Here is a 26,838-nt window from a genome sequence, read left to right as displayed (position 1 = left end):
TGGCAGCCGCCCCATGCGCGCATGACCATTGATCCGCAGGGCGTGATGCGCCACATTCGGCAACGTCATTGCTATCTGGCCCCTGATTATGAACGAAATGAACCGCGTCTATCTCTATGATACCACCCTGCGCGACGGTGCGCAGACCTCTGGCGTTGATTTCACGGTGGCCGACAAGATCGCCATCGCGCAGGAACTGGACGCGCTGGGCATCGATTATGTTGAAGGCGGCTGGCCGGGCGCCAATCCCACCGACGACGCCTTTTTCGCCGATCCGCCGAAGCTGGGTCGCGCCATCTTCACGGCGTTCGGCATGACGCGGCGTCCCGGCCGCAGTGCGTCCAACGATCCGGGTCTGTCCGCCCTGCTGGACAGCCCGGCCGACGCCGTCTGCATCGTCGGCAAGACCTGGGATTTCCATGTCGATGTGGCCCTTGCCATCCCGCGGGATGAGAATGTGTCCCTGATCGCCGACAGCATCCGGGAGATCAGGGCGCGCGGGCGGGAACCTCTGTTCGATGCCGAACATTTCTTCGACGGGTACAAGGCCAATCCGGAATACGCCCTTTCCTGTGTCCAGGCCGCCTATGAGGCGGGAGCCCGCTGGGTCGTGCTGTGCGACACGAACGGCGGTACCCTGCCGCACGAGGTGGAAGCCATCGTGGCCGAGGTGGCCCGCCGCATCCCCGGCGACCGGTTGGGCATCCATACCCATAATGACACGGAAAATGCCGTCTCCAACTCCATCGCGGCCGTGCGGGCCGGTGTGCGGCTGGTCCAGGGCACCCTGAACGGCCTGGGGGAGCGTTGTGGCAATGCCAATCTGCTGTCGCTGATCCCGACCCTGTCGGTGAAGATGGGCTTCGATGTCGGGATCAAGCCGGAAGGTCTGTCCCGGCTGGTTCATATCAGCCGCATGCTGGACGAGCGGCTGAACCGCACGCCCAATCGCCATGCCGCCTATGTCGGTGAAAGCGCCTTCGCCCATAAGGGTGGGCTGCATGTCTCCGCCGTGGAGAAGGACCCCAGTTCTTATGAGCATGTCGACCCGTCGCTGGTGGGCAACCGGCGCCATGTGCTGGTGTCCGATCAGGCCGGGCGGTCCAACATCCTGGCCCGCCTGCGTGAGGTGGGGGTGGATGTCGATCCCAGGGATGCCCGCGTCGGACAGCTTGTCGATATCGTGAAGCAGAAGGAGTTCGAGGGGTACGCCTTCGACGGGGCGGAGGCAAGCTTCGAGCTTCTGGCCCGCCGCGCGCTGGGCGAGGTGCCGGATTATTTCCGTCTGGCCGCCTTCCGCGTGCTGGATGAACGCCGCTGGAACGCCAGGGGCGAGCTTGTGACCCTGTCGGAAGCCACCACGAAGGTGGAGGTGCCGGGCACGGCCGGCGCGGAATCGGTGATGACGGTGGCGGAGGGCAATGGCCCCGTGAACGCGCTGGATCAGGCGCTCCGCAAGGCCCTGATCCCGGTCTATCCCGCCCTGGAGGGTATGCGGCTGGTGGATTACAAGGTCCGCATCCTGAATGCCCAGGATGGTACCAAGGCCGTGACGCGCGTGATGATCGAGACGGCCGACCGCCACGGAAACCGCTGGGCGACCGTCGGCGTGTCGGCCAACGTCATCGATGCCAGCTTCAATGCCCTGTCGGACAGCATTACCTATTGCCTCTACCGGTCAGGTGCCGTTATCGACAAGCCCGTCGCGGCCTGATCCAGGGCCGTGCCTGCCAGGCGTTCCGGTTTCAGGTCACAAGGTCTCCATGAGCGGCACCAACAAGCGTCAATTGTCCAAGAGCTTCGCGGAGGGGGATGGGGATGGTCCCGCCGTCATCCTGATCGAACCGCAGATGGGCGAGAATATCGGGGCGGTGGCGCGGGCCATGCTGAATTGCGGCCTGACGGACCTGCGCATCGTCAACCCGCGTGACGGTTGGCCCAACGAGAAGGCGGTATCGGCGTCGGCCGGGGCGACGCTGGTGCTGGATCAGGCGCGCGTCTTCGACAATACCCGCGACGCCATCACCGACCTGCATCGCGTCTTTTCCACCGCGGCCATCGTGCGCGGGATGGTGAAACCCGTGGTCACCCCACGGGAAGCCGCGAACGAGATGCGGGGGCACTGGTCCGCGGGGCGCAAGGTCGGACTGATGTTCGGGCCGGAGCGCACGGGTCTGGTCAACGAGGATATCGCGCTGACCGATACGCTGATCTCGGTCCCGTTGAACCCGGGCTTCTCCTCGCTCAATCTGGCGCAGGCCGTCTTGCTGATCGCCTATGAATGGTGGATTTCCGGACAGGATGTGGAGGACCGGTATTTCCACGCTTCCGCCGGCCAGCCAGCCAGCAAGGGCGACCTGCATAACCTGTTCGACCATCTGGAAGGGGAGTTGGAGGAGGCCGGTTTCTTCAGCAGCGAGGACAAGCGCCCGTCCATGGTCCGCAACATCCGCAACATGCTTCAGCGCACGGCCCTGACGGAGCAGGAGGCGCGGACCTTCCACGGCATCATCACCGCGCTGGCGGGGCGCAAGAAACGGCGCAAGCCCGACCACGGCGGGGAATAGGCCGGCAGGAGGATGGGGAGCCGCCCCGTGCCCCTGTGAAGAACCGGCCGCTCCCCGTCGGCCCGCCCGTCATACCATGTCCCGGTGAATTACACTCACCGGGATCCGGTATCAGTCCAGTTTCACGCCTGTCCGCCCGGCCAGGTCCTGGATCAGTTGCCAGGCTACGCGGCCGGAACGGTTGCCGCGGGTGACCGACCATTCCACGGCGATGGCACGCAACTGTTCCACGGACATCGCGATGCCATAGGCGGTGGCATAGGCCTCCACCATGGCGAAGAAATTGTCCTGGTCGCAGGAGTGGAAGCCCAGCCACAGACCGAACCGGTCGGACAGGCTGATCTTCTCCTCCACCGCTTCGGACGGGTTGATGGCCGTCGACCGTTCATTGTCGATCATGTCGCGCGGCATCAGGTGGCGGCGGTTGGACGTGGCGTAGAGGACGACATTGCCGGGCCGCCCTTCGATCCCGCCTTCCAGCAAGGCCTTTAACGATTTGTAGTTGCCGTCATCATGGCTGAAGGACAGGTCGTCGCAGAACAGCACGCAGCGCCGGTCGCTGCCGCGCAGCACCTCCAGCAGGCGGCCCAGCGTGGGGATGTCGTCGCGGTGGATTTCCACCAGCGCCAGCGACCCCGGCCGGTCCCGGTTCACACGCGCATGCACCGCCTTCACGATGGAGCTTTTGCCCATGCCGCGCGCACCCCACAGCAGGGCGTTGTTGGCCGGCAGGCCGCGGGCAAACCGTTCCGTGTTCTCCAGCAACTGCGCCTTCTGCCGGTCGATGCCCTTCAACAGGTCGTAATCGACATGCGATACCCGCGCCACCGGCGCCAGCGACAGCGTGTCGGCATGCCAGACGAAGGCATCGGCGGCGGAAAGATCGCCCGTGGGCCGGGCCGGCGGCGCCAGCCTGTCCAGGGCATCGGCAATGCGGGACAGTACGGGCAGCAGCGGATGGGAAACAATGGTATCGGCCATGGTTGTGTCTGTCGCTTTTGGGAGGGGCGCACCCCTTGCGCAATGGCAGGGGCGGGGCCAGATGAGAGCCCGGATACGCTAGCATGGGCCCGTTGCCGGCCCGAAGCCCGCTTGCCGCATGGCAGCGCCCGGTTTCGGTTGCAACGGGGCCGCCGGCTTGTATAGTCCCCGCGTCCGGCACGTCGCCGGGAGCAATCAAAGTTAGGAGCTGTTGATGTTCATTTCCACGGCCTATGCCCAGGCCGCTGCCGGTGCGCCGGGTGGTGGCGGGATGGAAACCCTGATGTCGCTGGCCCCGCTGGTGCTCATTTTCGTGGTCTTCTACTTCCTGCTGATCCGTCCGCAGCAGAAGAAGCTGAAGGAACACCGCTCCATGCTGGAAGCGCTGCGCCGGGGTGACAGGGTCGTCACGGGTGGCGGCATCGTCGGGTCCATCGTCAAGGTCGGTACCGATGACGAGGTGACCGTGGAAATCGCCGAGGGCGTGCGCGTGCGCGTCCTGCGTTCCACCATCACCTCCGTCCTGGCCAGGACGGAGCCGGCCAAGGGCGACGACAAGTAATACTATTTTGCGGTGATCAGAACCTATTGGTTCTGATCACCGCCCTCAATCGCCGGCGCCAACATTCGTTGGCTTGGCTACGCCGCACGAGCGGTGCTGTGGCGGTCGCCGCCGGACCCACTTGCGATGAGTTCCACTCATCGCAAGTGGGTATAAGGCGGGATCGGGGCTGCACGCCCCGGGAACGGTCGCAGGATGGATGCGTTCATCCTGCGACCGTTCCCCCTTGAAACCCCGTTGACCGACAGCGGAAGGCCGATCCATGGACATCACGCCGATCATCCCGGCTGACCGTCAGGTCATCGATACCTATGGCCCCGGCCGGTTTCGCGTGGCCAATACCCTTTACGAGAGCGCGGTCATCGTCTTTCCCGATCAGACCGTCATCTGGGATGTCCCCGGGCTCGCCGGCCTGACGGCCGATCATTTCGCGCCGGTCGCCACGGCCGATCCCCGGCCCGAGATCCTGTTGCTGGGCACGGGTGCCCGTATGGGCCTGTTGCCCTCCGCCCTGCGCCGCGCACTGAAGGAACAGGGCGTTGTGGTCGATGTCATGGACAGCCCCGCCGCCTGCCGCACATACAATATCCTGCTGGCGGAAGGCCGCCGGGTCGCCGCAGCACTGCTGCCGGTCTGACACCGCGTTTTCCCGCCGCCGCCATGTCGCTTTCACAATCCTGGGGCATCGTGCCCGCCACCCTGACGGGCATATAGTCTGAAAATCCATCCCGGATTGCGCTATAGCTGTCATTGGGGTTTCGTCCGTGGCAGGGCTGCGCGGCGGGGAAGGTGCGCATGGATCATCTGGCGGATCGCAATCAGGCGATGGCGGCACGGCTGAAGGCCGTGTTCGCGCGTGAGCAGACGCGCGGGATCGAGGTGGCGACCTGGGCGCGGCTGATTGCACTGGGTGCCATCCTCGCCTGGCTGTCCATGCTGGACCAGACCGGGGAGAACGTGTCGGGCTATCTCGGCATCGTCCTGCTGGCCTGCAACGGTCTGTCGCTGTGGGCGCTGAACCGGACGCGCTGGTTCCGGCCCTGGCACATGTTCGCTTCCGTCGCCTTCGACCATATTGCCATCGCCTGCGTGATGGTGACACCCATTACCCTGGCCGGGGAAAACCTGTCCCCGGCCATGAACACGCGCACGGTCTGGTTCGACGTCTATTTCCTTGTTATCGCCGGGGCGGTGCTGGTGCAGCGGCCTGGCCTGGTGGTGTGGAGCGGTCTGATGGCCGCCGCATCCTGGTCCGCGGTGGTGATCCATGTGCTGCGCCAGCCGGGCACCTTCACCATGCCCATGACCTGGATGTGGGAAGGCGTCAGTGCTGACGACATCGTCCGTGTCATGCAGAACCCCCGCTATGTCGACCTGACCAACTGGATAACCCAGGTTCTGCTGCTGCTGCTGGTCGCCCTGACACTGGCGGCGGCTGTCAGGCGGTCCAAGATGCTGCTGGCCAGTCAGGCAGCGACGGAGAGCGAGCGCGCCAACCTGGCCCGTTATTTCTCGCCCGACATGGTGGAACGGCTGGCGGCCAGCGACAGTCCGCTGTCGCGCCCCAACACGCGCGTCGTCTCCGTGCTGTTCGCCGATCTGACGGGCTTTACCCGCCTGTGCGAGAATGCGCCTGCCGGAGAGATCATCGACCTGCTGCGCCAGTTCCGCATCCGCATGGAACGGGCCGTGTTCACCCATGGCGGCACGGTCGACAAATATATCGGCGACTGTGTCATGGCGACCTTCGGCCTGCTGTCGCCCAGCGGCCGCGACCCCGCCGCCGCACTGGCCTGTGCCCATGACATGCAGGCCGCCATCGGCGACTGGAACCTTCAGCGGGCCAATCGGGGCCTGCCCGCCGTGGGGCTGGGCATCGGCGTCCATTACGGTGCCGTCGTGGCGGGCGATATCGGGTCCGACCAGCGGCTGGAATTCACCGTGATCGGTGACACGGTCAATGTGGCCAGCCGCCTGATGCATCTGACCCGCACGCTGGAGGCGGGCATCGTCATTTCCGACGAGGTGGCGGGGGCGGCCCTGCTGACGGACGGCGAGCAGGCGCTGGCCGGCTATCAGCGGGTGGAGAACATGCCGCTGCGCGGCCGGGACGGAACCATCGCGCTCTGGTATCGCCCCCTGGCCGCCAATGAAGCATGCGCGGCCGAATAGCGGACCGTGCTATAACACCCATGGCCGGAATATTCCGGCCCGTTCCAGTGCCGGACGAAACCGACGGAAGGCCCCATGTTCACCGGTTTTTTCTATGATCTGCGCAAGGCCGGCGTGCCCGTCAGCCTGAAGGAGTACCTGGCCCTGATGGAGGCGATGCAGGCCGGTGTCGCCGGCTATGCGGTCGATGATTTCTATTATCTTTCCCGCGCCATCCTGGTGAAGGATGAACGTAACCTGGACAAATTCGACCGCATCTTTTCCACGGCGTTCAAGGGGCTGGAAGGTGCCGGCAGCGTCGGAGCGGAGGAACTGACGGCGCAAATCCCCGAGGAATGGCTGCGCAAGCTGGCCGAGAAATTCCTGACGGAGGAGGAAAAGGCGCAGATAGAGGCGCTGGGCGGCTGGGACAAGCTGATGGAGACGCTGGCCAAGCGTCTGGCCGAACAGAAAGAACGCCACCAGGGCGGCTCCAAATGGATCGGAACGGCCGGCACCAGCCCGTTCGGCGCCTATGGCTACAATCCCGAAGGGGTGCGCATCGGCCAGGAGGGCAGCAGGAACCGCCGCGCGGTCAAGGTGTGGGACAAACGCGACTTCAAGAACCTGGACGACAGTGTCGAACTGGGGACGCGCAACATCAAGGTGGCATTACGCCGGTTGCGGAAATTCGCGCGCGCAGGGGCCGCCGACGTGCTGGACCTGCCCGATACCATCAGTTCCACCGCCCGCAACGCCGGATATCTCGATATCAAGATGGTGCCGGAACGGCACAATGCCGTGAAGGTCCTGTTGTTCCTGGATATCGGCGGATCGATGGATGACCATATCCGCCTTTGCGAAGAATTGTTCAGTGCTGCGCGCACGGAATTCAAGCATCTTGAATATTATTACTTCCATAATTGCGTCTATGAAGGCGTGTGGAAGGATAATCGGCGCCGGCACGTGGAGAAATTATCCAGTTTCGACGTCATGAATACGTATGGTTCCGATTACAAGCTGGTTTTCGTAGGGGATGCCGCGATGAGCCCCTATGAGATCACCCAGCCCGGCGGCAGTGTTGAACATTTCAACGAGGAGGCGGGCATCGTCTGGATGCGGCGCCTGCTCGACAAGTTCCCGCATGCGGTCTGGCTGAACCCGACCGAGGAGCGATACTGGCAATATACGCAGTCCATCGGCCTGATCCGCAAGATCATGGAAGACCGCATGTATCCCCTGACCCTGGCCGGCCTGGATGGGGCGATGCGCGAACTGAACCGCTGAAGCCCCCCCTTTGACCGGGCTCCACCGCAAACGGACACCCGGTCAAAAAGGGGGGAGGGTCATGCCACCTGCTTCAGGCCGTGGGTCAGTGCGTCGAACGCTTTCCGGAAGCTTGGTGTCGCGGTATCCGCAGCCTCGAATTTAACATGGACCAGGTCACGTTCCTGTCCCAGGACGCGGAAGCGCATCGTCAGGCCGGGCAGGCGGGGCAGGGACAGGGTGCCTGTGCTGCCGACCGCGGGGGCCGGGCCATCCATCCGCAGCATGGCGCCGCCCTCCGAGATATTGACCAGCCGCGCCTTGGCGGACCCGCCCGGCTGTTCGATCAGGCCGCCTTCATCGACCATATAGCGCGGCTTGCGCCGACGGTCCGCCTCTTCCGTGCTGGTTCGGACGACGCGCACCAATACCCGGCGAAGCTCCTCGATGCTGCCGGCGACCTCCGCGGAGCCGGCCTTCACCCGGGAGGCCTGCTCGCCCGTGCGTTGAGCTTCATCGGACACGGCGGCGATATTGTTGGCCACGTGGCTGACGGCGGCGGAGGTGGCGGCAACATTGCGGCCGATTTCCTGCGTCGCGGCGGATTGCTCCTCGATGGCGGCGGCGATGGCGGCGGAGACATGGTCGATCTCGTCGATGGTTGATCCGATCTCCGACATGGCAGCCACCGCCTGACCCGTCACATTCTGGATTTCGGTGATCTGCCGGCCGATCTCCTCCGTGGAGCGGGCGGTCTGGGTGGCGAGGTTCTTCACCTCTCCCGCCACAACCGCGAACCCCTTGCCGGACTCCCCGGCCCGTGCGGCCTCGATCGTTGCATTGAGCGCCAGCAGGTTGGTCTGGCCGGCAATGTCGGAGATCATTTGCGCCACTTCGCCGATCCTGCCAACCGCATCGGACAAGGTGCGGATGGTGGCGGCCGCCTTGTCGCCCGTTTCCACCGCGCGGCGGGTTACCGTGCTGGAATGAACCACCTGGGTGGAAATCTCGCGGATGGAGCCGACAAGCTGCTCTGTGGCGCTGGCGACGGTCTGGGCCGTGGTCAGGGCTTCACGGGCGGAGTCGGCCACGTCCTGGGCGTTGGCACCGACCCGCCCGGCTGATCCGGCCATGCCTTCCGCCTCGCGGGCCATGCCGCCGGTCCGGGTGGCCACCTGTTCCACGGCGGCGCTGGCTTCCCGCTCCACCGTCTCGGCCATATGGACCAGCGCGTGTGACCGGGTGGCCTTTTCGGCCTCCGCGTAGGTTTCCAGCAACAATTCCAGGTCCAGCCAGACGATGCGGGTCAGTGCGTCCCGCATGGCGCGCCGGCGGGCCGATGCACCGCGGCCGAACAGGCCGTCGGAGCGGCCGTCATCGGTCAGGTCCAGCGCCTCCACAATCCCGTTCATCACGGTATTGTGGCAGATGGCTACGGCATAGCCTGGGACATTATTGTCGTAAAATGCCTGGGCAAGCCGTTTGGCCGATGACAGGAACTCCGCGTCCAGCCGGCCGGATACGGCCCGGGTCCAATGGGCCACGCGAACCGCATGGACATCGTCGCTGGCCAGGGCTGATTGTATTTCCGGCCATGCCGCAAAACGGGAATGCCACTGACGCAGCAGGCCGGGCAGCCGGGCCTGCGCGAAATCTGCCAGTTCCCCCGCCAGCGCCAGATCACGCTGCGTGATCTTGAAGACCGCGAGACGGCGGGCGTGGGCGTCCTGTTCATCAATGCCAAGTGCCATTGTCGTTCCTTTGTTATGAGCATATCCGCGCGACGTATGGTTGCCGGCATGAGCGTCGCTGGCGGTGGAACTCTGCGCCCATATGATCGATGGAAAATTCATGCTGATTGTGCGGTGCATCAATTCTGGAGCAAAATCGATCGGCGGGCAACATGCCCTGGTATTCCTTGGGCAAGATTTTGATCCGCGGGCGCCTGTCTGCTTGCCGGATCATGCCGGCCCCGTCATCGGGCAGACACAAAAGTGTTTTATTGTCCGGCACTTGCCTCGCACTGGCAGACCGGCCCCGACCATTGGTGCGATTGCGCGCAAGGGGCAGCGGGATTAGGTTGCCGCCACATGCCCGGCCAACCCCGCTGAAGGGGACGGGCGTTGATGACAAGGACCCAGACATGACTGAACCCACCCCCATCACCATCGCCCGCGGCGATGGTATCGGCCCCGAAATCATGGATGCCACCCTGGAAGTGCTGCAGGCTTCCGGAGCCAATCTCGCGGTCGAGGAAATCCAGATCGGCGAAAGCGTCTACAAGCGCGGCATCATGAACGGCATGGAGCCCAGCGCCTGGGAAAGCCTGCGCCGCACCAAGGTGTTCCTGAAGGCCCCCATCACGACGCCGCAGGGGGGCGGGTACAAATCGCTGAACGTCACCATCCGTGGTGCGCTGGGCCTTTACGCCAATATCCGGCCTTGCGTCTCCTATCACCCCTATGTCTCGACCAAGCACCCCACCATGGACGTGGTCATCGTGCGCGAGAACGAGGAAGACCTTTATGCCGGCATCGAATACCGCCAGACGCAGGAAGTGACGCAGGCCGTCAAGCTGATCACCCGTCCCGGTTCGGAAAAGATCATCCGCTACGCCTTTGAATATGCCCGCGCGAACCATCGCCGCAAGGTGACGGCCTTCGTGAAGGACAATATCATGAAGATCAGCGATGGCCTGTTCCATCGCACCTTCGATGAGATCGCGGCCGAATATCCCGATATCGAGCATGAAACCATGATCGTCGATATCGGCGCGGCCCGTCTGGCCGACACGCCCGAGCAGTTCGACGTCATCGTCACGCTGAACCTCTATGGCGACATCATCTCGGACATCGCGGCCCAGATCACGGGCTCGGTCGGTCTGGCCGGTTCGTCCAATATCGGCGACCAGTGCGCCATGTTCGAGGCCATCCACGGTTCAGCCCCCACCATCGCCGGCAAGGGCATCGCCAACCCGTCGGGCCTGATCCTGGCTTCGGTCATGATGCTGGTCCATATCGGCCAGGCGGAAGCGGCGGAGAAGATCCACAATGCCTGGCTGAAGATGATCGAGGACGGCATCCATACCGTCGATATCTTCAAGCGTGGTGTGTCAAAGGCCCGTGTCGGCACCCGCGACTTCGCCGCGAACCTGATCGACCGGCTGGGTGAGCGCCCCGTCCAGCTCACGCCTGCTTCATATCAGGTGGGCGAGAAGGCCAGCTTCGCGGGCATCGCGCTGAAGGATACCGTCCGGCAGGAAAAGAAGCTGATCGGCGTTGACCTGTTTCTGGATCACAAGGGCGGCACCGGCGACGACATGGCAGCCCGCGTGGCTGCGCTGATCGGGGATGACCTGAAACTGACCATGATTTCCAACCGGGGGCAGAAGGTCTGGCCGGACGGCGCGCCGGAGACCTTCTGCACCGACCATTGGCGTCTGCGGATGATGGGCGATGGCAAGAGCCCCGTCGATCCGGCGGCCATCGTCGCCACCCTGGGCCGCTTCACCCAGGCTGGGCTGGATGTGGTGCAGACGGCCAGCCTCTACAGCTTTGATGGGAGCAACGGCTTCTCCCTCGCGGCCGGGCAGTAAGGGCGGGGATCGGCCAAACGGGTGAGGGGCGGCATAGTCCGCCCCTCACTCTCGTATAGGTAAGGAAGTTACCCACAGGAATCCGTGGCCGCCCCCCTACCCAACGCGAATCAAATTTGGTAGGTTTGGAATCAAGCGGCCACCATATTTAGTGGCCATACAATGGATAAGACGTTAATTCGCAGGCAGATTGCAACTTGTTGCCTTCTGAAGGGTTAACGTTAATCCAAGCCGGTTATTGCCATACCAATAAGGGGATATGGAGCGTGGAAGCGACGGAAAGCACCTGGAGCGAAGAGCGCGTTGAAAAGCTGCGCCAGCTTTGGGGTCAAGGCATGAGTGCCAGCGAAATCGCCGAGCTGCTGGGCAATGTCACCCGCAACGCCGTTATCGGCAAGGCGCACCGGCTGGGGCTGTCGGGCCGGCCATCTCCCATCAAGAAAAAGCCGACCAAGGGCGCCACCATCCTGTCCCTGACCGAACGGATGTGCAAGTGGCCGGTCGGCGATCCGAAGTCGCCGGATTTCCATTTCTGTGGCAAGCCCTCGCTTAATGGCCTGCCTTATTGTGCCGAACACGCCGCTATCGCCTACCAACCCGCCCGCAAGCGGGAGGATGAGCGCAAGTTGGGCGTCGCCTGATCTTACGCCCCTGGCGGATTTCGAGAACCCCGGTGCCTTCGCGGTGCCGGGGTTTTTTTCTTGGCGCGCTATTGAAGGCCTTCCATCCGATACCAGTGCAAACGGATAGTTTCCAACAAATCAACTGCAAGGCTTAACCATATTAAATTATAGGTAATCTTGTCGAATGCATCCTGCTTCCAGTGAACGAGTGTCAGGGTGAGGGGGAGCACGTCATGATTGCCCGGTTTTCAGATATACCCGTTATTGGCAAGATGGGACTTGCCTTTGGTCTTCTGGTGACTGTTGTCACCGGTGCCGGTATCGGCATGAGCATGTTCATGCAGAATACGCACCAGGCCGTGGATCTGAATACGAACAGTTATCAGGTTCTGGACGAGGTTGGAAACCTCCAGCAGGCCATACAGCAGCAGGAATCGGCTCTTCGCGCTTTCCTGATCACCGGTGACAAGTCCTTCCTGGATACGGTGACGGAAGGTCAGAGCCGTTTCGCCGCCGCCATGTCGAGGGCCCGGCAATATAGCCGCGAGGGCGGGGTGCCGCAGGATCAGGTTTCTTTCCAGGTCGTGGAGGAAGCCGCCGCTGACTGGAAGCGAGAGGTTGCGGATAGGGAGATTGCCCTGGCCTCGCAGCCGGATGGGCTGGAGGCGGCACGCCAGATGGTGGCCAACCGGGCAAGCGCGCCGATCATCGAGCGTCTGCACCGTGAACTGAACACCATCGAAACGCGCGAGCGCGGCCGCCTGGAGCAGCGCTCCGCCATTGCCGATGAAGGCTTGCACGGGATCAATGCCGTGTTGTGGACGGGCGTCGGTGTCGCCGCGCTGGCTGCCCTCCTTTGCGCGCTGCTGCTGGCCAGGATCATTGTCACGCCCCTGAACCGCATCAGTCTGGCCATGGCCGAGCTGTCCGAAGGCCGGGCGACGGGACCGATGCGACTGGACCGCAAGGACGAGCTGGGCCGCATGGCGGCAGCCTTCGACCAGTTGCGCGAGACGGTTTCCCGCGCCTTTGCCCAGGCACAGATGATTGCTGACCTGCCGCTGGGGGTCATGACCTGCGACCCGTCCAACGATTTCAAGATCGATTACATGAACAAGCGGAGCCTGGAGGTCCTGAGGACCGTCGAGCATCTGCTGCCCTGCAAGGCCGACGAGCTGGCCGGCAAGTCCATCGACATCCTGCACCGCCACCCCGAGCATCAGCGCCGCATCCTGTCCAACCCCAATGCCCTGCCGCATCGGGCCAAGATCAAGCTGGGCAATGAGGTGATGGATTTGCGCGTCACCGCTATCCGCGACGATCAGGGACGCTATGTGGCCCCGATGCTCACCTGGTCGCTGATCACAAGGCAGGTCCAGTTGACAGACGATTTCGAGCGCAACGTCAAAAGCGTCGTCGATCTGGTCAGCCAGGCGGCGGAGGAGATGGCGCAGGCCGCCGATGCGTTGAGCCGCACGGCGACCGATGCCAACGGCCAGTCCACCGCCGTGGCCGCCGCCGCGGAAGAGGCCAGCACCAACGTCGCGGCCGTGGCCAGCGCCACGGAGGAACTGTCAGCGTCCATCCAGGAGATCGGCCGCCAGGCAGAGGTTTCGAACAACCGCACCAGCCAGGCGGTGACCGATGCCGCCAAGGCCGACCAGTTGATGAACCGCCTGGTGGAGGCCGCGCGGGAGGTGGGCGAGGTGGTGGACCTGATCACCGCCATTGCCAGCCAGACCAACCTGCTGGCCCTGAACGCCACCATCGAGGCCGCCCGTGCGGGGGAAGCCGGCAAGGGCTTTGCCGTGGTGGCATCGGAGGTGAAGGGGCTGGCGAACCAGACCGCCCAGGCCACCGACCGTATCCGGTCCAAGGTGGAGGAAATCCAGGGGGCGTCCAACAGCGCCGGTACCGCGCTGCGGGGGATCACCCAAGTCATCCGCGAAATCCACGAGACCGCTGCCGCCATCTCCGCAGCCGTGGAACAGCAGCAGGCCGCCACGCGGGAGATTGCCGGCAACATCACCCAGGCCGCCATCGGCACCCGTGACGTGACGGAACACATCACGGGTGTCACCCAGGCCACGGGTGAGACAGGATCGGCCGCCCAGCAGGTTCGCGGGTCTGCCGCCGAACTGAGCCAGGGGGCCGGACGGCTGGCGGTGCAGGTCGACAATTTCCTGCAGGAAGCGCGGGCGGCCTGACGGGACAATGTGCTGTGCCGGAGAGTTTTCCGGGGCCGTATCCGCCATGGATACGGCCCCGCCTTTTTGTGAAATCTCAGCCGATCAGATCCTGCTCATGGGAGCCGAAGAATTCATAGCTGATCCGGTCGGCGGCGACGCCGCCGGCCCGCAATCCGCGGATCATGCTGGCCATGAAGCCCTTGGGACCGCAGACCATGTAATGGGTGTCGGGCGACCGGGAGACAAGGGCGGCAGGATCGATGCGACCGGCATGGTCATAATCATGGCCCTGCACGTCACGCTCGCTCACCGTTTCATAGAAAATTCCGGCCGTGATGTTGGCATGCGTGGCTGCCAGCGTCCGCAGGCGCGGCCCGAATGCATGGTGGGCACGGTCGCGAACGGCGTGCATCACCCGCATCTGCCGGCGGTCGCCCCGTTCTGCCGCGTCTTCCAGAATGGACAGGAACGGGGTGATCCCGATACCTCCCGCCAGCAGGATCAGCGGCCGGCCATCATCCGGGGCCAGGAAATTGCCGGCGGGGGGTGCCACCTCCACGATGTCGCCCTCTGCCAGATGGCGATGGATGTACCCTGACCCAAGCCCGTGGGGAAGGCCGGCACCGGGCGCATCTTCGCGTTTCACGGAAATGCGGTAGCCGCCGGCACGCGGCGCATCCGACAGGCTGTAATGCCGCAACAGCGGTCCATGGCCGTCCACGGGCAGGCGCACAGTCAGATATTGTCCGGGACGGAAGGACAGGACGGCGCCCCCATCCTGCGGTTCCAGATACAGGCTGCGGACCGGGCCCCCCTCTTCCACGATTCGGGCCACGCGGAACGGCCGCCAGCCATACCACCCGCCCGGCGCGCCCGCATTATCGCGGTACCTGGCCTGTTCGACCTGCACGAAGATATCGCGCAAGGCAACCCAGGCTTCCGCCCAGGCCCCCATGATCGCGGGCGTGGCGGTCTCGCCCAGAATGTCCTGCACCGATTCCAGCAGGTTGGTGCCCACGATATCGTAATGGTGCGGCTGTACGCCAAGGGCCACATGCCGTTCCGCGATACGCTCCACCGCCGGTCCCAATGCAGGCAGATTGTCGATGTTGTCGGCATAGGCGGCTACAGCTGCCGCCAGGGCCCGGGCCTGGGTGCCATTGCGCTGGTGCGTGGGATCGAACAGGGCGCGGATGGCTGGTGCGCGCAGCAGCTTGTCATACATGTGCCGCGTAATGGTCTCGCCATGCCGGTGCATGACGGGGGCGGTGGCCTTTACGATGGCAATGGTTTCCTGGCTCAACATCGGGAACGCTCCGTTATAAAGATGTTTATGAAATACACCTTATCTTGGCTCGATGAATTTAAAGCAATATATATAATGCATCTTTTGGTCGGCCGGATTGTCGCATGGCAGGCGTCGGCCCATGGGCCTTGCCCTGCCGAGGCGTGGATGGCATGGGGAAGGGGGTGTGGAAGGAATGACGATGCGGCTGACCCGCTATACCGATTACGGCCTGCGTGTACTGCTTTACCTGGGCATGAAGCGCGAGGGGCTGGCCACCGTGCCGGAAATCGCGGCACGATACGGCATATCGGAGAATCACCTGACCAAGATCGTCCATGAACTGGGCCGGTTGGGTCATATCCGCACGGTTCGCGGACGCAATGGCGGTCTGGCCCTGGGACGGGAGCCGGCGGACATCAACCTGGGCACACTGGTCCGGCAGTTGGAATCCGACATGTCGCTGGTGGAATGCTTCGAGACGGGCAACACCTGTCCCATCACCAGCGATTGTCGCCTGCAAAAGGTACTGGGCCAGGCGTTGGCCGCCTTCCTGGCGGTGCTGGACGGGGTGACGCTGGCCGACCTGCTGGCGCGACCGGCCGGCATGATGCAGGTGCTGGGGCTGGAACCGGCGCCACCGGTTCCTTGACCTGCGGGCAGTACCTGCTCCGCTCCGGATTGGCCGGACCTGATGCGCAAAAGAAAACCCCGGCGCGTGTCATCCACGGCCGGGGCTCCTGAACTTCTTTTCTGACGTCCCTGTCGCGGGATCTTATCCTATTTTGCGGTGACCAGAACCAATTGGTTCTGGTCACCGCCCGCAAATGCCGGCACCAACATTCGTTGGCTTGGCTACGCCGCACGAGCGGCGCGGCGGCGGTCGCCGATACCAACAGTCAAATATTTCGACCGTTGTTATCACTTGGCGCGCGCGGCCTGCAGGTTCTCGTCCAGCTTGGCCAGGAAGTCCTGCGTGGTCAGCCACTTCTGGTCCGGGCCGATCAGGGTGGCTAGGTCCTTGGTCATGTAGCCGGCTTCAACCGTGTCCACGCAGACGCGCTCCAGCGTCTTGGCGAAATCCACCACGTCCGGCGTATCGTCGAACTTGCCGCGATAGGTCAGGCCCTGCGTCCAGGCGAAGATGCTGGCGATGGGGTTGGTTGAGGTGGGCTTGCCCTTCTGATGTTCCCGGTAATGGCGGGTCACGGTGCCATGGGCGGCTTCCGCCTCCACCGTCTTGCCGTCGGGGGTCATCAGGACGGAGGTCATCAGGCCGAGGCTGCCGAAGCCCTGCGCCACCAGATCGGACTGCACGTCGCCGTCATAGTTCTTGGCGGCCCACAGGAAGTTGCCAGACCACTTGAGCGCCGAGGCGACCATGTCATCGATCAGGCGGTGTTCGTAGGTGATGCCGGCTTGCGTGAACTTGTCGGCGAATTCCGTCTCGAACACTTCCTGGAACAGGTCCTTGAAGCGGCCATCATAGGCCTTCAGGATCGTGTTCTTGGTGGACAGATAGACCGGATAGCCGCGCAGCAGGCCGTAATTCATGCAGGCCCGGGCGAAACCGCGGATCGATTCGTCCACGTTGTACATGCCCATCGCCACGCCCGGCCCGTCGAAATCGAAGACCGTGTGGCGGATGTTGCTGGTGCCGTCCTTGCTGGTGAAGGTGATGGACAGGCGGCCGGCACCGGGAATGATGAAGTCCGTGGCCTTGTACTGGTCGCCGAAGGCATGGCGGCCGATGACGATCGGCTGCGTCCAGCCCGGCACCAGGCGCGGCACGTTCTTGCAGATGATGGGTTCACGGAACACCGTGCCGCCCAGGATGTTGCGGATGGTGCCGTTCGGCGAGCGCCACATCTGCTTCAGGTTGAATTCCGTCACCCGCGCTTCGTCGGGGGTGATGGTGGCGCACTTGACGCCAACGCCGTAGTGCTTGATGGCCTCGGCGGCTTCGACGGTGACCTTGTCGTCGGTGGCGTCACGATATTCGACGCCCAAGTCGTAGTATTTCAGATCCACGTCCAGGTACGGAAGGATCAGGCGGTCCTTGATGAACTGCCAGATCACGCGGGTCATTTCGTCGCCGTCGAGTTCCACGATCGGATTGACGACTTTGATCTTCGTCATGGAGGCGCTCTCCCATGGGTGAGGGGTGCCGGCGGCGATCCAGCGGCCGGTCCGGCGGTTGTCAATAAAGCCTATTCGCAAGCCGGTCGCAACCGGACCGGCCCTGGTAATTTTCGTATCGATCCGCGTGGCTGGGCTGCGGCATTGGCAATGCCCGGCCCCTTACATCTTTTCACTTTTGACTTTATGCGCCGCCTCCGTCAGGCGGGCAAGCAGGGGCGGCACCTCTTCCACGCTGTCGACCACGTGGTAGAGGCGATCCTCCGCGCCCGGCAGGTTGGGCTTGCGCATGAAACCCGTCAGCGTCATGTGGTCCAGCAGGGCCAGCAGCGGGTCCCAGAACCCGTCGATATTGACGATGATCACCGGCTTGCCATGCAGACGGAGCTGTCGCCAGGTGATGATCTCGAACATCTCATCCAGTGTGCCGATGCCGCCCGGCAGGATGACGAAGGCGTCGGACCGCTCCACCATCATCCGCTTGCGGGTGTGCATGCTCTCCACGACGATCAGTTCGGTCAGGCCCAGGTGATCGACCTCGTAGCGCTTGATGTGATCGGGGATGATGCCGGTGACCTTGGCACCGGCCGACAGGCCGGCATCGGCGACGATCCCCATCAGGCCGACCCGGCCACCGCCATAGACAAGGTCGAATCCGCTGCGGGCCAGCAGCGTACCGGTCTGGCGCGCGGCCTCCTTGAAACTGTCGGCAACGAAGTCGGAGGAACCGCAATAAACACAGACGCTACGGATGGACGACATGGTGGTGCTGCTTTCCTCTACAGACAATGCCGCGACCCCTTGGCAGCGGCTTGCAAATTGACCCCGACAGCGGGCACTCTGCTCGCGGTTGCGATCAGGATGCGCCATCGATCCCTTCGGCCCTACACCATCTGTTGACGGGACACAAGCGCACCCCATCTCACCCGATGGTGTTCCCGAGGCGGATCGGGCCGCCGTTACCCCCGGCCGGGCCGACCCACAGGGCGTCCGCGGCACCGCATGACGGAGGAGTTGAGTGATGAAGCATCGTTTCGGCACCATGGTGGCCGGCATTGTCGCAGCGGCCAGCCTGGCCGGTTTCGTGGCCGGCGCGCAGGCCCAGCAGGACCCGCTGGCCGTGGTGGAGGCCCGCAAGACCGAATTGAAGAAGGCCGGCGACGCCATGAAGGCCGCGGCCGGCTTTGTGCGCGACGGGCGCGGCACGGCGGCCGATGTGCAGGCCGCCGCCGCCACCATCGATGCCGTGGCGAAGGCATTCCCCGGCTGGTGGCCCGAGGGCACGGCCGCCGGTCTGGGCAAGAGCGAGGCGAAGCCCGGCATCTGGACCAACCCGGACGATTTCAAGGCCAAGACCACGGCGTTCCAGACTGAGGCGGCAGCCTTCGTCGTGGCGGCGGCCGGCGGCGACAAGGCGGCCATCGGGGACCAGGTCGGCAAGCTGGGGGGAAGCTGCAAGGCCTGCCACGACGCCTATCGCGAGTAATGTGCCGGCGCGGGCGGTCCTCCGCAATCCGGTAGGGGGCCGCCCGCGGTAGCATGAAGGCATGTGTCAAGGAGGCCGCAGGATGCGCAAGACGCTGGTTTGGGATCTGCCGACCCGCCTGTTCCACTGGTTGCTGGTGCTTTGCATCGCCGGCGCCTGGATCACGGGGGAGGAAGGGGCGTTCGACTGGCACATGCGCTTTGGCTATGCCGTCCTGGCGCTGGTCCTGTTCCGCCTGATCTGGGGGCTGGTCGGGTCCCAGACGGCGCGGTTCGCCAGCTTCGTGCGCGGTCCGTCGGCCATCATGGGGCACCTGCGGGAGTTGCGGGCGCCCGGTCGCCTGCCACCCCATGCCGGCCATAATCCGCTGGGTGCGCTGTCGGTGCTGGCGCTGCTGGCCGTGGTGGCGGTGCAGGCCGGGTCGGGCCTGTTCACCAGCGATGGCATCCTGACCGATGGCCCGCTGGTTCCCTATGTCACCGGGTCGGTGTCGTCGCTGATGCGCACCATCCACATGACCAATTTCGATATCCTGCTGATCATTGTCGGCCTGCATGTCGCGGCCATTCTGCTCTATGCGCTGTGGAAGCGGCTGGATCTGGTTCGGCCCATGGTGACGGGACGCATGAACCTGCCCGGGAACATTCCGGCTCCCCGGATCGTTTCGCTTGTACGGGCCGCGCTTGTCGCGGCAATATCCATTACCGCCATATGGGGACTGGTCAGCTTCGCCTGACCCTCGGGGCCTCTCTTCCCCCTTCCTTCACCCCCGCCCGGCAAGATCAAGGTGACCATGCCCGTGGACCGCAAGATTCTTATCCCCCTGGCCGCTCTTGCTGTTGTTGCCATCGGTGCCGTGGCATGGCAGATGCGACCGGCGGCGGATGGTCCCGCAGGCACACCGGCTGCGCAGGCGCCGGCTGCCCGATCCGTCAGCCTGCCTGCCTTCGATGTGGTCCGGGTGGAGGTGAACGGATCGGCCGTGATCGCCGGCCGGGCCCTGCCCGGGGCCACGGTGCGCATCCTGGATGGCGATACGCTGTTGGGCGGCGTCGTGGCCGATGGCAGGGGGGAATGGGTTTTCCTGCCGTCCGACCCGCTGGAACCCGGCGCACGGGAATTGCGGCTGGAGCAGGTGGCCACGGATGGCACCCTGACCAGGGGTGAGGCCACGGTCGTCCTGGCCGTGCCGGACCGTGACCGTGATCTGGCCGGTCGGCGTGCAGAGGGTGGGGCCCTTGCCGTGTTGTCCGACGGCGGTGGTAGCCGCGTGCTGCAGGCCCCGCGCTCGGGCGAGCAGGATGGTGCCCCGCGGCCTGCGGGCGAAGTGACAATCGATACGATCGATTATGATCGCGGCGGCAAGGTGACGGTGGGTGGCAAGGCCAAGCCGGGGACGGAGGTGATGCTCTATCTCCAGAACACGCTGATCGGCCGGACGACGGTGGGCGAAGACAGCCGCTGGGCCCTCACGCCGGAACGCGGGCTGGAGGATGGACAATACAGCCTGCGTGTCGATCAGGTCGGTCCCGACAGCAAGGTGGTCAGCCGGGCCGAGGTGAATTTTGACAAGAAGCCGATCCCCGAACAGGCATTGGCGGGTCGGGCCGTGGTCGTTGTGCCGGGTAACAATCTCTGGGCCATTGCCCGCCGCACCTATGGCGAAGGACTGCAATATACCGTCATCTTCGATGCCAATCAGGCCCAGATCCGCGACCCCGACCTAATCTATCCCGGTCAGATATTCCTGCTGCCATCTGGTGGATGATGGAATGGTGGCGTAGAGGGCAGGGGGCCTTCGGGTAAAGCCTGACACCAAATCTCGCTGATCGTGTTCGATCACCGCCCTCCTTTGCCGGCGCTGCCGTCTGGCAGCTTGGGCGACGCGGCACGTCCGGGTGGCGGCAGTCGCCGCCGAACAAGGTGCGGCCTATCCCTTTAATCCGTGCCACATTGTGACGTGGGCGATGCCCCCATCGTCATAAGGTGCGCCCATCGTGCGGAAACCGAAGCTTTCATAAAATCGGGCCAGATGCTGCTGCGCGCCGATGCGGATCGGCTGGCCGGGATGCTGCCCGGCCATGTGGCGCATACCCTCCGTCACCAGACGCCGTCCCAGCCCGCCCCCACGATGGGCAGGGGCGATGGCGATGCGGCCGAGGAAAGCCGGCTGCCCGGCATGGGGTCCGCAGGCGCGCAGATAACCGGCAATGCGGCCATCGGTGTCCCAGGCCAGCAGGTGATCGCAGGCCGGGTCCAGCCCGTCCAGGTCCGGATAGGCGGAATTCTGTTCCACGATGAAGATGTCCTGCCGGAATCGTAGCATGTCGTACAAGGACAGGGCATCGAAGCCGTCGAACCCCTGCCAGTGGAACCGCACCACCGGTTGCGTCATCGCCGCGAGCCCAGCAGCACGGCCAGTTTCTCCCGCAGGCCGATCACGGTCACGGGCTTGGCGATGAAAGCGTTCACGCCCAGGTCGCGGGCCTTCAGCACCATGTCCTTCTGCGCGTGGTTGGTCAGGAAGATGACAGGGGTGCGGCGGCCCAGTTCCTCCTGCTGCCGCAGATTCTGCAGGAAGGTGAGCCCATCCATGGGCGCCATCTCGATATCGCAGATGATGATGTCGGGCTTGCGCTCCAGTGCCAGGCCGAGCCCGGTCGTCCCTTCATCCGCTTCCCATATCTGATTGAATTCCAACTGCTTCAGAATGCGGGACACGACCGTCCGGATGAAGGCCTGGTCCTCCACGATCAGGGCGTTCATCCGGCTGAAGGTGACATAGACCGACATGAGCCCTCCCAAATGGTGTCTGTACTTTCAGCATGGCGCGCACTTCCCGCACGGGACAGCGCGTGCCATGCCCGCCGACCCACGCCATGCTTGTGCCGCGCTGCACTCCTGCAACCCGCTCGCCTAGTTGACTACAGCGTGCCGATCGCGGCAACAACCTCATCAATCATACCGGGTATCTTTATGGCATCGATACCCGCCTCGGTCGTCCTTCCTTCCTTCAGGGCGGCTTCGACCCGGTCGGCCAGCACCCCCAGCGCCGGGGCGCCGCCATTCTTGGCCACACCGGCCAGGGCATGGACGCGACCGCGCGCCTTTTCCCTGTCCCCGTCCTGCAGCGCGCGCAGGGCTGCGGTGGACAGGTCGCGCAAGGATCGGCGGAATTCTTCCAGGAAGGCCGCGGCCTCCCCGTCCAGCCCGCCAAACAGGTCGATGGTGATGGCGGGGTCGAAGATGGCCGGTGCCGGTGGGCTGTCGGGGCCGGTGGCCCGCGCTGTGTCCGACGGCTCGGGGACGGGACCCATCCAGCGTTCCAGACAGCGCTGAAGCTGAGCCAGATCCACCGGCTTTGCCAGGAAATCATCCATGCCGGCATTCAGGCAGCGCTGGTCCTCTCCTGCCATGGCGTTGGCGGTCAGCGCGATGACGGGCATGCGGGGCAGGGTGCCGGCCGCTTCCCGCGCGCGGATGGCCGCCGTCAGTTCATACCCGTCCATGTCCGGCATGTTGCAGTCGGTCAGCAGCAAGCCATGGGCGCCCGGCTTCCAAGCGGCCAGGGCGGCAACGCCATCGCCATGGATTTCGCAGGCATGGCCAAGCTGTTCCAACTGCCGGCGGATGACCATCTGGTTGACCTTCTGGTCCTCCGCCACCAGGATCAGGCGGCCGCTGGCCGCGGCCTCCGCCGGGCCGGGAACCGGCGGACGGTTGACAGGGCCGGTCCGGAGGGCGGCCGGTTCCGCCACCGGTTGCCCTGCCGCCACGGCGACAGCCCGCAGCAGGGCTGCGCGGCGAATGGGGCGGGACAGCAGAAGCCGGCCATCCGCCACCAGCCCCTCGCAGGGCCATCGCGCCTCCCCATCGGCGATCAGGACGAGTGCGGGGCCGCCGCCGGAAGGTGCGGGAATTGTTTCGGACAGCGCGAGGGCACTGGTCGAGGATGGCAGGGGGCCTGTGCCGGCCATGGCGATCCGCACCTGCACATCCGGCCGGTGGGTATCCAGCAGCACGGCCCCGTCCCGCACCAGATAGGCGGCCAGCGTTTCCGCCAAGTCCGGGTCGGTTATGTCCAGCCCCACGCCCAGCCCGGCCAGTGGCGGGGCGGCAAGCGCAGCCGTCCCCGCCTGCACCCCCTCGGCCGCATCCAGCTCCAGCGTGAACCAGAAGGTGGAGCCGCGGCCGGGCACGCTGTCCAGCCCGATGGCACCGTGCATCAGGTGGACCAGCCGCTGGCTGATCGACAGGCCCAGGCCCGTACCGCCGAAGCGCCGGCCAATGGAGGTTTCCGCCTGCACAAAGGGTTGGAACAGCCGGGCCTGGTGTTCGGTGCTGATGCCGATGCCTGTGTCGCGCACCGTGAAACGCAGTCGAACCCGGCCGGGCGCCGGGTCCGGTGTACGGTCCGCCCGGATATGCAAGCTGCCATGGTCGGTGAACTTCACGGCATTGCCGGCCAGGTTGAACAGGATCTGGCGCAGCCGCACGGGATCGCCCAGCAGGCAAGGCGGGATCGCCGGATCGACATGGATATCCAGGACCAGTCCCTTCTTGCGGGCCTGCAGGGCCAGCATGTCGGCCACCCCCTCCACGATGGCGGGGATGTCGACGGGCTGGTGGTCGATATCCATACGGCCTGCCTCGATCTTCGAGAAATCCAGGATATCGTCGATGATGCGCAGCAGGGCGCCGGCCGATACCTGGGCCGTGGACAGCATTTCCAGTTGGTCGCTGTCCAGCCCCGTCAGCGACAGCAGTTCCAGCATGCCCAGGACCCCGTTCATGGGCGTGCGGATTTCATGGCTCATGGCGGCCAGGAAGCTGGATTTCAGCCGGCTGGCGCTTTCCGCCATGCGCGCGCTGCGGATATTGTCGAAAGAGCGCAGGCCCGTGATGATGGTGATGAACAGCTTCTCGGCCGTCAGCTCGGTCTTCGACTTGTAATCGTTGATGTCGTAATTGACGATCACGTCGCGCACGGGCGCCTGGCCCGGCTGGCCCGTGCGCAGGATCAGACGCACGTCGCTGTTGGCGAAATCGTCCCGGATGCGCCGGGCAAGGCGCAGGCCGGCATCATCGGTCTCCATGACGATATCCAGCAGTGCCACGGCGATATCGTCGCGCCGACGGAATATGGCATCCGCTTCCACACCTGACCGGGCCGACAGCAGTTCCAGCGGCCGCCCCTTGTAGGTCAGCCGGCCCAGCACCAGCCGGGTCATGATATGCACTTCCTCGTCATCATCGACGACAAGCACGGGCCAGGGCTGCTCCCCCCCGGCCCCGGCGGCCGGGCCGGCAACCTCATCCTCTGGTGCGAAGAGGTCATCCGCGTCGTCACCATGCATGGGTGCATAACCCCTTCGTGCAGCCGCGCCCTACCGCGCCGCAATAGCGTAAACAGTATATTAACCCTAAGGCAAGGGCGACCAGCGACCCCGCCGGGGCGCTCTCCCACCCGCCATGCCGGATGTCGCCCGGAGATGAAACTGGGGCTTGCCCTGGCCCGCAAGTTCGGCTAGCCCTGTGCACCACATCCGGCCCCGTCCGGATAATTGCGGAAGAGTGGCCGAGTGGTTTAAGGCACTGGTCTTGAAAACCAGCGACGGTGCGAGCCGTCCGTGGGTTCGAATCCCACCTCTTCCGCCATCACCGCCACTTTCCCCTCTATGGCGCGATAGTGGGTGCGATAGTGCCGCCGATCGCCGCACCTCCCCAATTGGCATGCAGAACCGCTGGCTCTACGCGACAGCCCGCTAAATCCTGAAGGCCAGAGCCCACGCATGGGGGGCTGGCGATTGGGCATGAAACTGAAGGGCATGAACGAGTGGCCAAAGGTCAGTCATTCATGCCGGCGATATCAGTTGCGATCGGCGGACTGCGCGATCTCCTTCTGCAACTGGTCGAGTTTCGCGCCGACCCACTGCCGGGCGTCCTCGCCGAACACGAACCGCGACGGTGCCTCGCTCTGCGAAGCAAGCGCCACAATCCGCGCGGCGAGCAGCTTTGGATCGCCCGGTTGGTTGCCGTGGGCCCGTCCACGAACGCGCGATACTGCGCGATCGCCTCGGCATAGTCTGGAATGTCGATGCTGCCGAAGCGCGCCGATTTCTGGTCCATGAAGTCGGTGCGCAGCATGCCAGGCTCGACCAGAAGCGAGCGGACACCCAACGGTGCCAATTCCTGCGCAAAGCCCTCCATCCATCCCTCGACCGCGAACTTCGATGCTGAGTAGACCGCCCCACCGCCGTTGGAAACCAGCCCGCTGACCGACGAGATGGTGACGATTAGCCCTGAGCGCTGTGCGCGCATCTGAGGAACCACGGCGCGCGCGACGTTCATCGTGCCGAACAGATTGACCTCGAACTGGCGCCGCACCGCCTCATCGGTGAAGGTCTCAAAGAACCCCAGTTCGGCATAGCCGGCATTGTTGACCAGCACGTCGATAGCACCGAAGCGCTCTGTGGTCTCTATGGCGACCGCGTTCGCCGCGTCGGCATCGGTTATATCGAGCGCGAGGGGGTGGAGGCGATCGGGTTTGCCCCCGAAGGCATCGCGCATTGCATCGGCGGAGCGCGCCGTTGCCACGACCGTGTCGCCTGCATCGAGTGCCGCCCGCACAATCTCGCGTCCAAGCCCCCGGCTTGCGCCCGTCACCAGCCAGATCTTGCCCATGGCCTGCTCCTCGCTCCTTCTTCCACTGTCGAGGGTCATGTAGCTATGCTAATTGATCAAGATAATTGGCTAATAAGTAATGGGCCCAAGTAGCAGGATTTATCAATGCGTCCGGATCAGCTCGGCGACCTCGCCGTTTTCGCGGCAATCGCCTCCGACCGCAGCTTCACACGTGCCGCGCGGCGTCTCGGCGTCACGCAGTCGGCATTGAGCCAGACCATGAAGCGGCTGGAGAGCCAACTCGGGTTTCGTCTGCTTTCCCGCACGACGCGAAGCGTCGCCCCGACCGCTGCCGGCGAGCGCCTGCTTGCCACCCTGTCGCCGGCACTGGCCGGGCTGGACGAGGAGATCGAGGCGCTGTCACAGGCACGAGGCGCCGCGATCGGCACCGTCCGGATCACGACAGGCAAACATGCAGCCGATACAGTGCTGTGGCCGATGCTGCCCGCCTTCATGCGCCTCCACCCCGGCATCGAGGTGGAGGTGTGCGTGGAGAGCGGGATGACCGATGTCGTCGCGGGCCGCTACGATGCGGGTATCCGGCTTGGTGAGCGGCTGGAGAAGGACATGATCGCGATGGCCGTCGGCCCGCCGCTTCGCGTTGCGGTTGTGGCCGCCCCCGGCTATCTCAACGACCATCCGGCGCCGAAGGAGCCGGCCGATCTGGTGGCGCATCGCTGTATCGCCTACCGCGATGCGTATGGCGAGCTGTCTTGCTGGTCGTTCGAACGCAACGGTCATGCGATGAAGATCAGCCCGGGGCGCGGGCCGGTGTTCAACGACGCTGACCTGCTGGTGGCTGCCGCCCTGGAGGGTTTCGGCATCCTCTACGTTCTGGAGGATCTGGTTGCCGCGCCGATGGCCGATGGTCGTCTCATCCGCCTGCTGGAACCCTGGTGCGAGCCGTTCGCCGGCTACCATCTCTATTACCCCGCTCGGCGGGGTACGACGGCCTTCGAATTGTTCAAGCAGACGCTTCGGGCTCGCAGGGCCGTGTGAGGGCTTGGCCCAATATCGCTTGACACCCGAACCTGATCCCTTGCGGGACGGCAGCAGCCTTCTTCAGCCAACACCGATCGTTTCGGTGCGGATAACGACGCCGTGCAGATGACAGTCCGCGACCGTTTTCATCGCGGGAACTGCCAACCGGGTTCACTATGCCGGCCATTCGCCCGTGTCTCCATCTTGGAGGGTCCGGCTGGCGATTTCTCCGCAATATCATCAAGACCTGGCGGCAGCGGGCCGGTGGTGCTGTCGCCCTGCTGTGGAGGCGGGCCGCTCGCCACGGGGCCCCTGGCGCTCCCGCCGGC

The 26,838-nt window shown here is 64.6% G+C and carries 23 protein-coding genes and 1 tRNA gene; 15 read left to right on the top strand and 9 right to left on the bottom strand.

What is annotated here, in order from left to right; all coding sequences use genetic code 11:
* Nucleotides 1-88 precede the first annotated feature (88 nt).
* Nucleotides 89-1,714, top strand: a complete 1,626-nt coding sequence (cimA, locus tag ACM9LZ_RS13270; protein WP_416619954.1) for a citramalate synthase — start codon at nt 89-91, stop codon at nt 1,712-1,714.
* A 49-nt stretch (nt 1,715-1,763) separates the two neighbouring features.
* Nucleotides 1,764-2,567, top strand: coding sequence for an RNA methyltransferase (locus ACM9LZ_RS13265; protein ID WP_416619953.1), 804 nt, complete (start codon nt 1,764-1,766; stop codon nt 2,565-2,567).
* A 111-nt stretch (nt 2,568-2,678) separates the two neighbouring features.
* On the opposite strand, the gene ACM9LZ_RS13260 is transcribed toward ACM9LZ_RS13265, so the two are convergent.
* Nucleotides 2,679-3,548 carry an ATP-binding protein gene (locus tag ACM9LZ_RS13260; RefSeq protein WP_416619952.1) on the bottom strand — a complete coding sequence of 290 codons (870 nt, stop codon included), beginning with the start codon at nt 3,546-3,548 and terminating at the stop codon, nt 2,679-2,681.
* A gap of 214 nt (nt 3,549-3,762) precedes the next feature.
* On the opposite strand from ACM9LZ_RS13260, the gene yajC reads away from it, so the two are divergent.
* The 4 genes from yajC to ACM9LZ_RS13240 all read left to right on the top strand — a co-directional run bounded on the left by yajC (nt 3,763) and on the right by ACM9LZ_RS13240 (nt 7,548).
* Complete coding sequence (gene yajC, locus ACM9LZ_RS13255) at nt 3,763-4,110, top strand: preprotein translocase subunit YajC (protein ID WP_416619951.1); 348 nt, start codon at nt 3,763-3,765, stop codon at nt 4,108-4,110.
* Between the two features lie 262 nt (nt 4,111-4,372).
* Nucleotides 4,373-4,747, top strand: a complete 375-nt coding sequence (locus tag ACM9LZ_RS13250; protein WP_416619950.1) for an Mth938-like domain-containing protein — start codon at nt 4,373-4,375, stop codon at nt 4,745-4,747.
* Nucleotides 4,748-4,905: 158 nt separating this feature from the next.
* Complete coding sequence (locus ACM9LZ_RS13245) at nt 4,906-6,282, top strand: adenylate/guanylate cyclase domain-containing protein (RefSeq protein ID WP_416619949.1); 1,377 nt, start codon at nt 4,906-4,908, stop codon at nt 6,280-6,282.
* 75 nt (nt 6,283-6,357) lie between these two features.
* Nucleotides 6,358-7,548, top strand: a complete 1,191-nt coding sequence (locus ACM9LZ_RS13240; protein ID WP_416619948.1) for a vWA domain-containing protein — start codon at nt 6,358-6,360, stop codon at nt 7,546-7,548.
* Between the two features lie 59 nt (nt 7,549-7,607).
* Here the strand turns inward: ACM9LZ_RS13240 and ACM9LZ_RS13235 are convergent, their stop codons facing one another.
* Complete coding sequence (locus ACM9LZ_RS13235) at nt 7,608-9,278, bottom strand: methyl-accepting chemotaxis protein (protein ID WP_416619947.1); 1,671 nt, start codon at nt 9,276-9,278, stop codon at nt 7,608-7,610.
* Nucleotides 9,279-9,670: 392 nt separating this feature from the next.
* Here ACM9LZ_RS13235 and ACM9LZ_RS13230 point away from each other — a divergent pair, with 392 nt between their 5' ends.
* The 3 genes from ACM9LZ_RS13230 to ACM9LZ_RS13220 all read left to right on the top strand — a co-directional run bounded on the left by ACM9LZ_RS13230 (nt 9,671) and on the right by ACM9LZ_RS13220 (nt 13,952).
* Nucleotides 9,671-11,122: an NADP-dependent isocitrate dehydrogenase gene (locus tag ACM9LZ_RS13230; RefSeq protein ID WP_416619946.1), complete on the top strand. Its 1,452-nt coding sequence runs from the start codon at nt 9,671-9,673 to the stop codon at nt 11,120-11,122.
* 266 nt (nt 11,123-11,388) lie between these two features.
* Nucleotides 11,389-11,763 carry a GcrA family cell cycle regulator gene (locus ACM9LZ_RS13225; protein ID WP_416619945.1) on the top strand — a complete coding sequence of 125 codons (375 nt, stop codon included), beginning with the start codon at nt 11,389-11,391 and terminating at the stop codon, nt 11,761-11,763.
* Nucleotides 11,764-12,083: 320 nt separating this feature from the next.
* Complete coding sequence (locus tag ACM9LZ_RS13220) at nt 12,084-13,952, top strand: methyl-accepting chemotaxis protein (RefSeq protein ID WP_416619944.1); 1,869 nt, start codon at nt 12,084-12,086, stop codon at nt 13,950-13,952.
* A 76-nt stretch (nt 13,953-14,028) separates the two neighbouring features.
* On the opposite strand, the gene hmpA is transcribed toward ACM9LZ_RS13220, so the two are convergent.
* Nucleotides 14,029-15,240, bottom strand: a complete 1,212-nt coding sequence (gene hmpA / locus ACM9LZ_RS13215) for an NO-inducible flavohemoprotein (RefSeq protein ID WP_416619943.1) — start codon at nt 15,238-15,240, stop codon at nt 14,029-14,031.
* A gap of 175 nt (nt 15,241-15,415) precedes the next feature.
* Here hmpA and ACM9LZ_RS13210 point away from each other — a divergent pair, with 175 nt between their 5' ends.
* Nucleotides 15,416-15,871: an RrF2 family transcriptional regulator gene (locus ACM9LZ_RS13210; protein WP_416619942.1), complete on the top strand. Its 456-nt coding sequence runs from the start codon at nt 15,416-15,418 to the stop codon at nt 15,869-15,871.
* Between the two features lie 269 nt (nt 15,872-16,140).
* On the opposite strand, the gene ACM9LZ_RS13205 is transcribed toward ACM9LZ_RS13210, so the two are convergent.
* Nucleotides 16,141-17,358: an NADP-dependent isocitrate dehydrogenase gene (locus ACM9LZ_RS13205; RefSeq protein WP_416619941.1), complete on the bottom strand. Its 1,218-nt coding sequence runs from the start codon at nt 17,356-17,358 to the stop codon at nt 16,141-16,143.
* 162 nt (nt 17,359-17,520) lie between these two features.
* Entirely contained in the window at nt 17,521-18,120 is a 600-nt protein-coding gene (locus ACM9LZ_RS13200) for an LOG family protein (protein WP_416619940.1), read from the bottom strand.
* Between the two features lie 259 nt (nt 18,121-18,379).
* Here ACM9LZ_RS13200 and ACM9LZ_RS13195 point away from each other — a divergent pair, with 259 nt between their 5' ends.
* The 3 genes from ACM9LZ_RS13195 (at nt 18,380) to ACM9LZ_RS13185 (ending at nt 20,612) form a co-directional block, all read left to right on the top strand.
* The gene (locus tag ACM9LZ_RS13195; protein WP_416619939.1) at nt 18,380-18,844 is read left to right on the top strand and encodes a c-type cytochrome; all 465 of its coding nucleotides are present in this window, start codon (nt 18,380-18,382) and stop codon (nt 18,842-18,844) included.
* 82 nt (nt 18,845-18,926) lie between these two features.
* Nucleotides 18,927-19,580 (top strand): cytochrome b/b6 domain-containing protein, encoded by a 654-nt coding sequence (locus tag ACM9LZ_RS13190; protein ID WP_416619938.1) that lies wholly within the window; start codon nt 18,927-18,929, stop codon nt 19,578-19,580.
* A gap of 63 nt (nt 19,581-19,643) precedes the next feature.
* Nucleotides 19,644-20,612, top strand: a complete 969-nt coding sequence (locus tag ACM9LZ_RS13185; RefSeq protein WP_416619937.1) for a LysM peptidoglycan-binding domain-containing protein — start codon at nt 19,644-19,646, stop codon at nt 20,610-20,612.
* Between the two features lie 162 nt (nt 20,613-20,774).
* Here the strand turns inward: ACM9LZ_RS13185 and ACM9LZ_RS13180 are convergent, their stop codons facing one another.
* From ACM9LZ_RS13180 to ACM9LZ_RS13170, 3 genes are all read right to left on the bottom strand, one after another.
* On the bottom strand, nt 20,775-21,239 hold the full coding sequence (locus ACM9LZ_RS13180; protein WP_416619936.1) for a GNAT family N-acetyltransferase: 465 nt from the start codon (nt 21,237-21,239) through the stop codon (nt 20,775-20,777).
* Nucleotides 21,236-21,637, bottom strand: a complete 402-nt coding sequence (locus ACM9LZ_RS13175) for a response regulator (protein ID WP_416619935.1) — start codon at nt 21,635-21,637, stop codon at nt 21,236-21,238. The genes ACM9LZ_RS13180 and ACM9LZ_RS13175 overlap by 4 nt, the downstream gene beginning before the upstream one ends.
* Nucleotides 21,638-21,768: 131 nt before the next feature.
* Nucleotides 21,769-24,201: a response regulator gene (locus ACM9LZ_RS13170; protein WP_416619934.1), complete on the bottom strand. Its 2,433-nt coding sequence runs from the start codon at nt 24,199-24,201 to the stop codon at nt 21,769-21,771.
* Nucleotides 24,202-24,412: 211 nt separating this feature from the next.
* Here ACM9LZ_RS13170 and ACM9LZ_RS13165 point away from each other — a divergent pair.
* A tRNA-Ser gene (locus ACM9LZ_RS13165) sits at nt 24,413-24,502 on the top strand.
* A 189-nt stretch (nt 24,503-24,691) separates the two neighbouring features.
* On the opposite strand, the gene ACM9LZ_RS13160 is transcribed toward ACM9LZ_RS13165, so the two are convergent.
* Nucleotides 24,692-25,528, bottom strand: a complete 837-nt coding sequence (locus ACM9LZ_RS13160; protein ID WP_416619933.1) for an SDR family oxidoreductase — start codon at nt 25,526-25,528, stop codon at nt 24,692-24,694.
* Nucleotides 25,529-25,633: 105 nt separating this feature from the next.
* On the opposite strand from ACM9LZ_RS13160, the gene ACM9LZ_RS13155 reads away from it, so the two are divergent.
* Entirely contained in the window at nt 25,634-26,527 is an 894-nt protein-coding gene (locus tag ACM9LZ_RS13155; protein ID WP_416619932.1) for a LysR family transcriptional regulator, read from the top strand.
* Nucleotides 26,528-26,838 lie beyond the last annotated feature (311 nt).

Origin of the sequence: Niveispirillum fermenti (genome assembly GCF_048066175.1) — a bacterium.
GTDB classification, from domain to species: Bacteria; Pseudomonadota; Alphaproteobacteria; order Azospirillales; family Azospirillaceae; genus Niveispirillum; species Niveispirillum fermenti.
Note: the sequence above shows the minus strand (reverse complement) of the source record. Positions and strands in the feature narration are given on the sequence as shown.

Excerpts from the sequence above, each read along its gene's own strand:
- cimA (WP_416619954.1), top strand. The coding sequence starts at position 89 with ATGAACGAAATGAACCGCGTCTATCTCTATGATACCACCCTGCGCGAC.
- ACM9LZ_RS13265 (WP_416619953.1), top strand. The coding sequence starts at position 1,764 with ATGAGCGGCACCAACAAGCGTCAATTGTCCAAGAGCTTCGCGGAGGGG.
- ACM9LZ_RS13260 (WP_416619952.1), bottom strand. The coding sequence starts at position 3,548 with ATGGCCGATACCATTGTTTCCCATCCGCTGCTGCCCGTACTGTCCCGC.
- yajC (WP_416619951.1), top strand. The coding sequence starts at position 3,763 with ATGTTCATTTCCACGGCCTATGCCCAGGCCGCTGCCGGTGCGCCGGGT.
- ACM9LZ_RS13250 (WP_416619950.1), top strand. The coding sequence starts at position 4,373 with ATGGACATCACGCCGATCATCCCGGCTGACCGTCAGGTCATCGATACC.
- ACM9LZ_RS13245 (WP_416619949.1), top strand. The coding sequence starts at position 4,906 with ATGGATCATCTGGCGGATCGCAATCAGGCGATGGCGGCACGGCTGAAG.
- ACM9LZ_RS13240 (WP_416619948.1), top strand. The coding sequence starts at position 6,358 with ATGTTCACCGGTTTTTTCTATGATCTGCGCAAGGCCGGCGTGCCCGTC.
- ACM9LZ_RS13235 (WP_416619947.1), bottom strand. The coding sequence starts at position 9,278 with ATGGCACTTGGCATTGATGAACAGGACGCCCACGCCCGCCGTCTCGCG.
- ACM9LZ_RS13230 (WP_416619946.1), top strand. The coding sequence starts at position 9,671 with ATGACTGAACCCACCCCCATCACCATCGCCCGCGGCGATGGTATCGGC.
- ACM9LZ_RS13220 (WP_416619944.1), top strand. The coding sequence starts at position 12,084 with ATGCAGAATACGCACCAGGCCGTGGATCTGAATACGAACAGTTATCAG.
- hmpA (WP_416619943.1), bottom strand. The coding sequence starts at position 15,240 with ATGTTGAGCCAGGAAACCATTGCCATCGTAAAGGCCACCGCCCCCGTC.
- ACM9LZ_RS13210 (WP_416619942.1), top strand. The coding sequence starts at position 15,416 with ATGACGATGCGGCTGACCCGCTATACCGATTACGGCCTGCGTGTACTG.
- ACM9LZ_RS13205 (WP_416619941.1), bottom strand. The coding sequence starts at position 17,358 with ATGACGAAGATCAAAGTCGTCAATCCGATCGTGGAACTCGACGGCGAC.
- ACM9LZ_RS13200 (WP_416619940.1), bottom strand. The coding sequence starts at position 18,120 with ATGTCGTCCATCCGTAGCGTCTGTGTTTATTGCGGTTCCTCCGACTTC.
- ACM9LZ_RS13195 (WP_416619939.1), top strand. The coding sequence starts at position 18,380 with ATGAAGCATCGTTTCGGCACCATGGTGGCCGGCATTGTCGCAGCGGCC.
- ACM9LZ_RS13190 (WP_416619938.1), top strand. The coding sequence starts at position 18,927 with ATGCGCAAGACGCTGGTTTGGGATCTGCCGACCCGCCTGTTCCACTGG.
- ACM9LZ_RS13180 (WP_416619936.1), bottom strand. The coding sequence starts at position 21,239 with ATGACGCAACCGGTGGTGCGGTTCCACTGGCAGGGGTTCGACGGCTTC.
- ACM9LZ_RS13175 (WP_416619935.1), bottom strand. The coding sequence starts at position 21,637 with ATGTCGGTCTATGTCACCTTCAGCCGGATGAACGCCCTGATCGTGGAG.
- ACM9LZ_RS13170 (WP_416619934.1), bottom strand. The coding sequence starts at position 24,201 with ATGCATGGTGACGACGCGGATGACCTCTTCGCACCAGAGGATGAGGTT.
- ACM9LZ_RS13160 (WP_416619933.1), bottom strand. The coding sequence starts at position 25,528 with ATGGGCAAGATCTGGCTGGTGACGGGCGCAAGCCGGGGGCTTGGACGC.
- ACM9LZ_RS13155 (WP_416619932.1), top strand. The coding sequence starts at position 25,634 with ATGCGTCCGGATCAGCTCGGCGACCTCGCCGTTTTCGCGGCAATCGCC.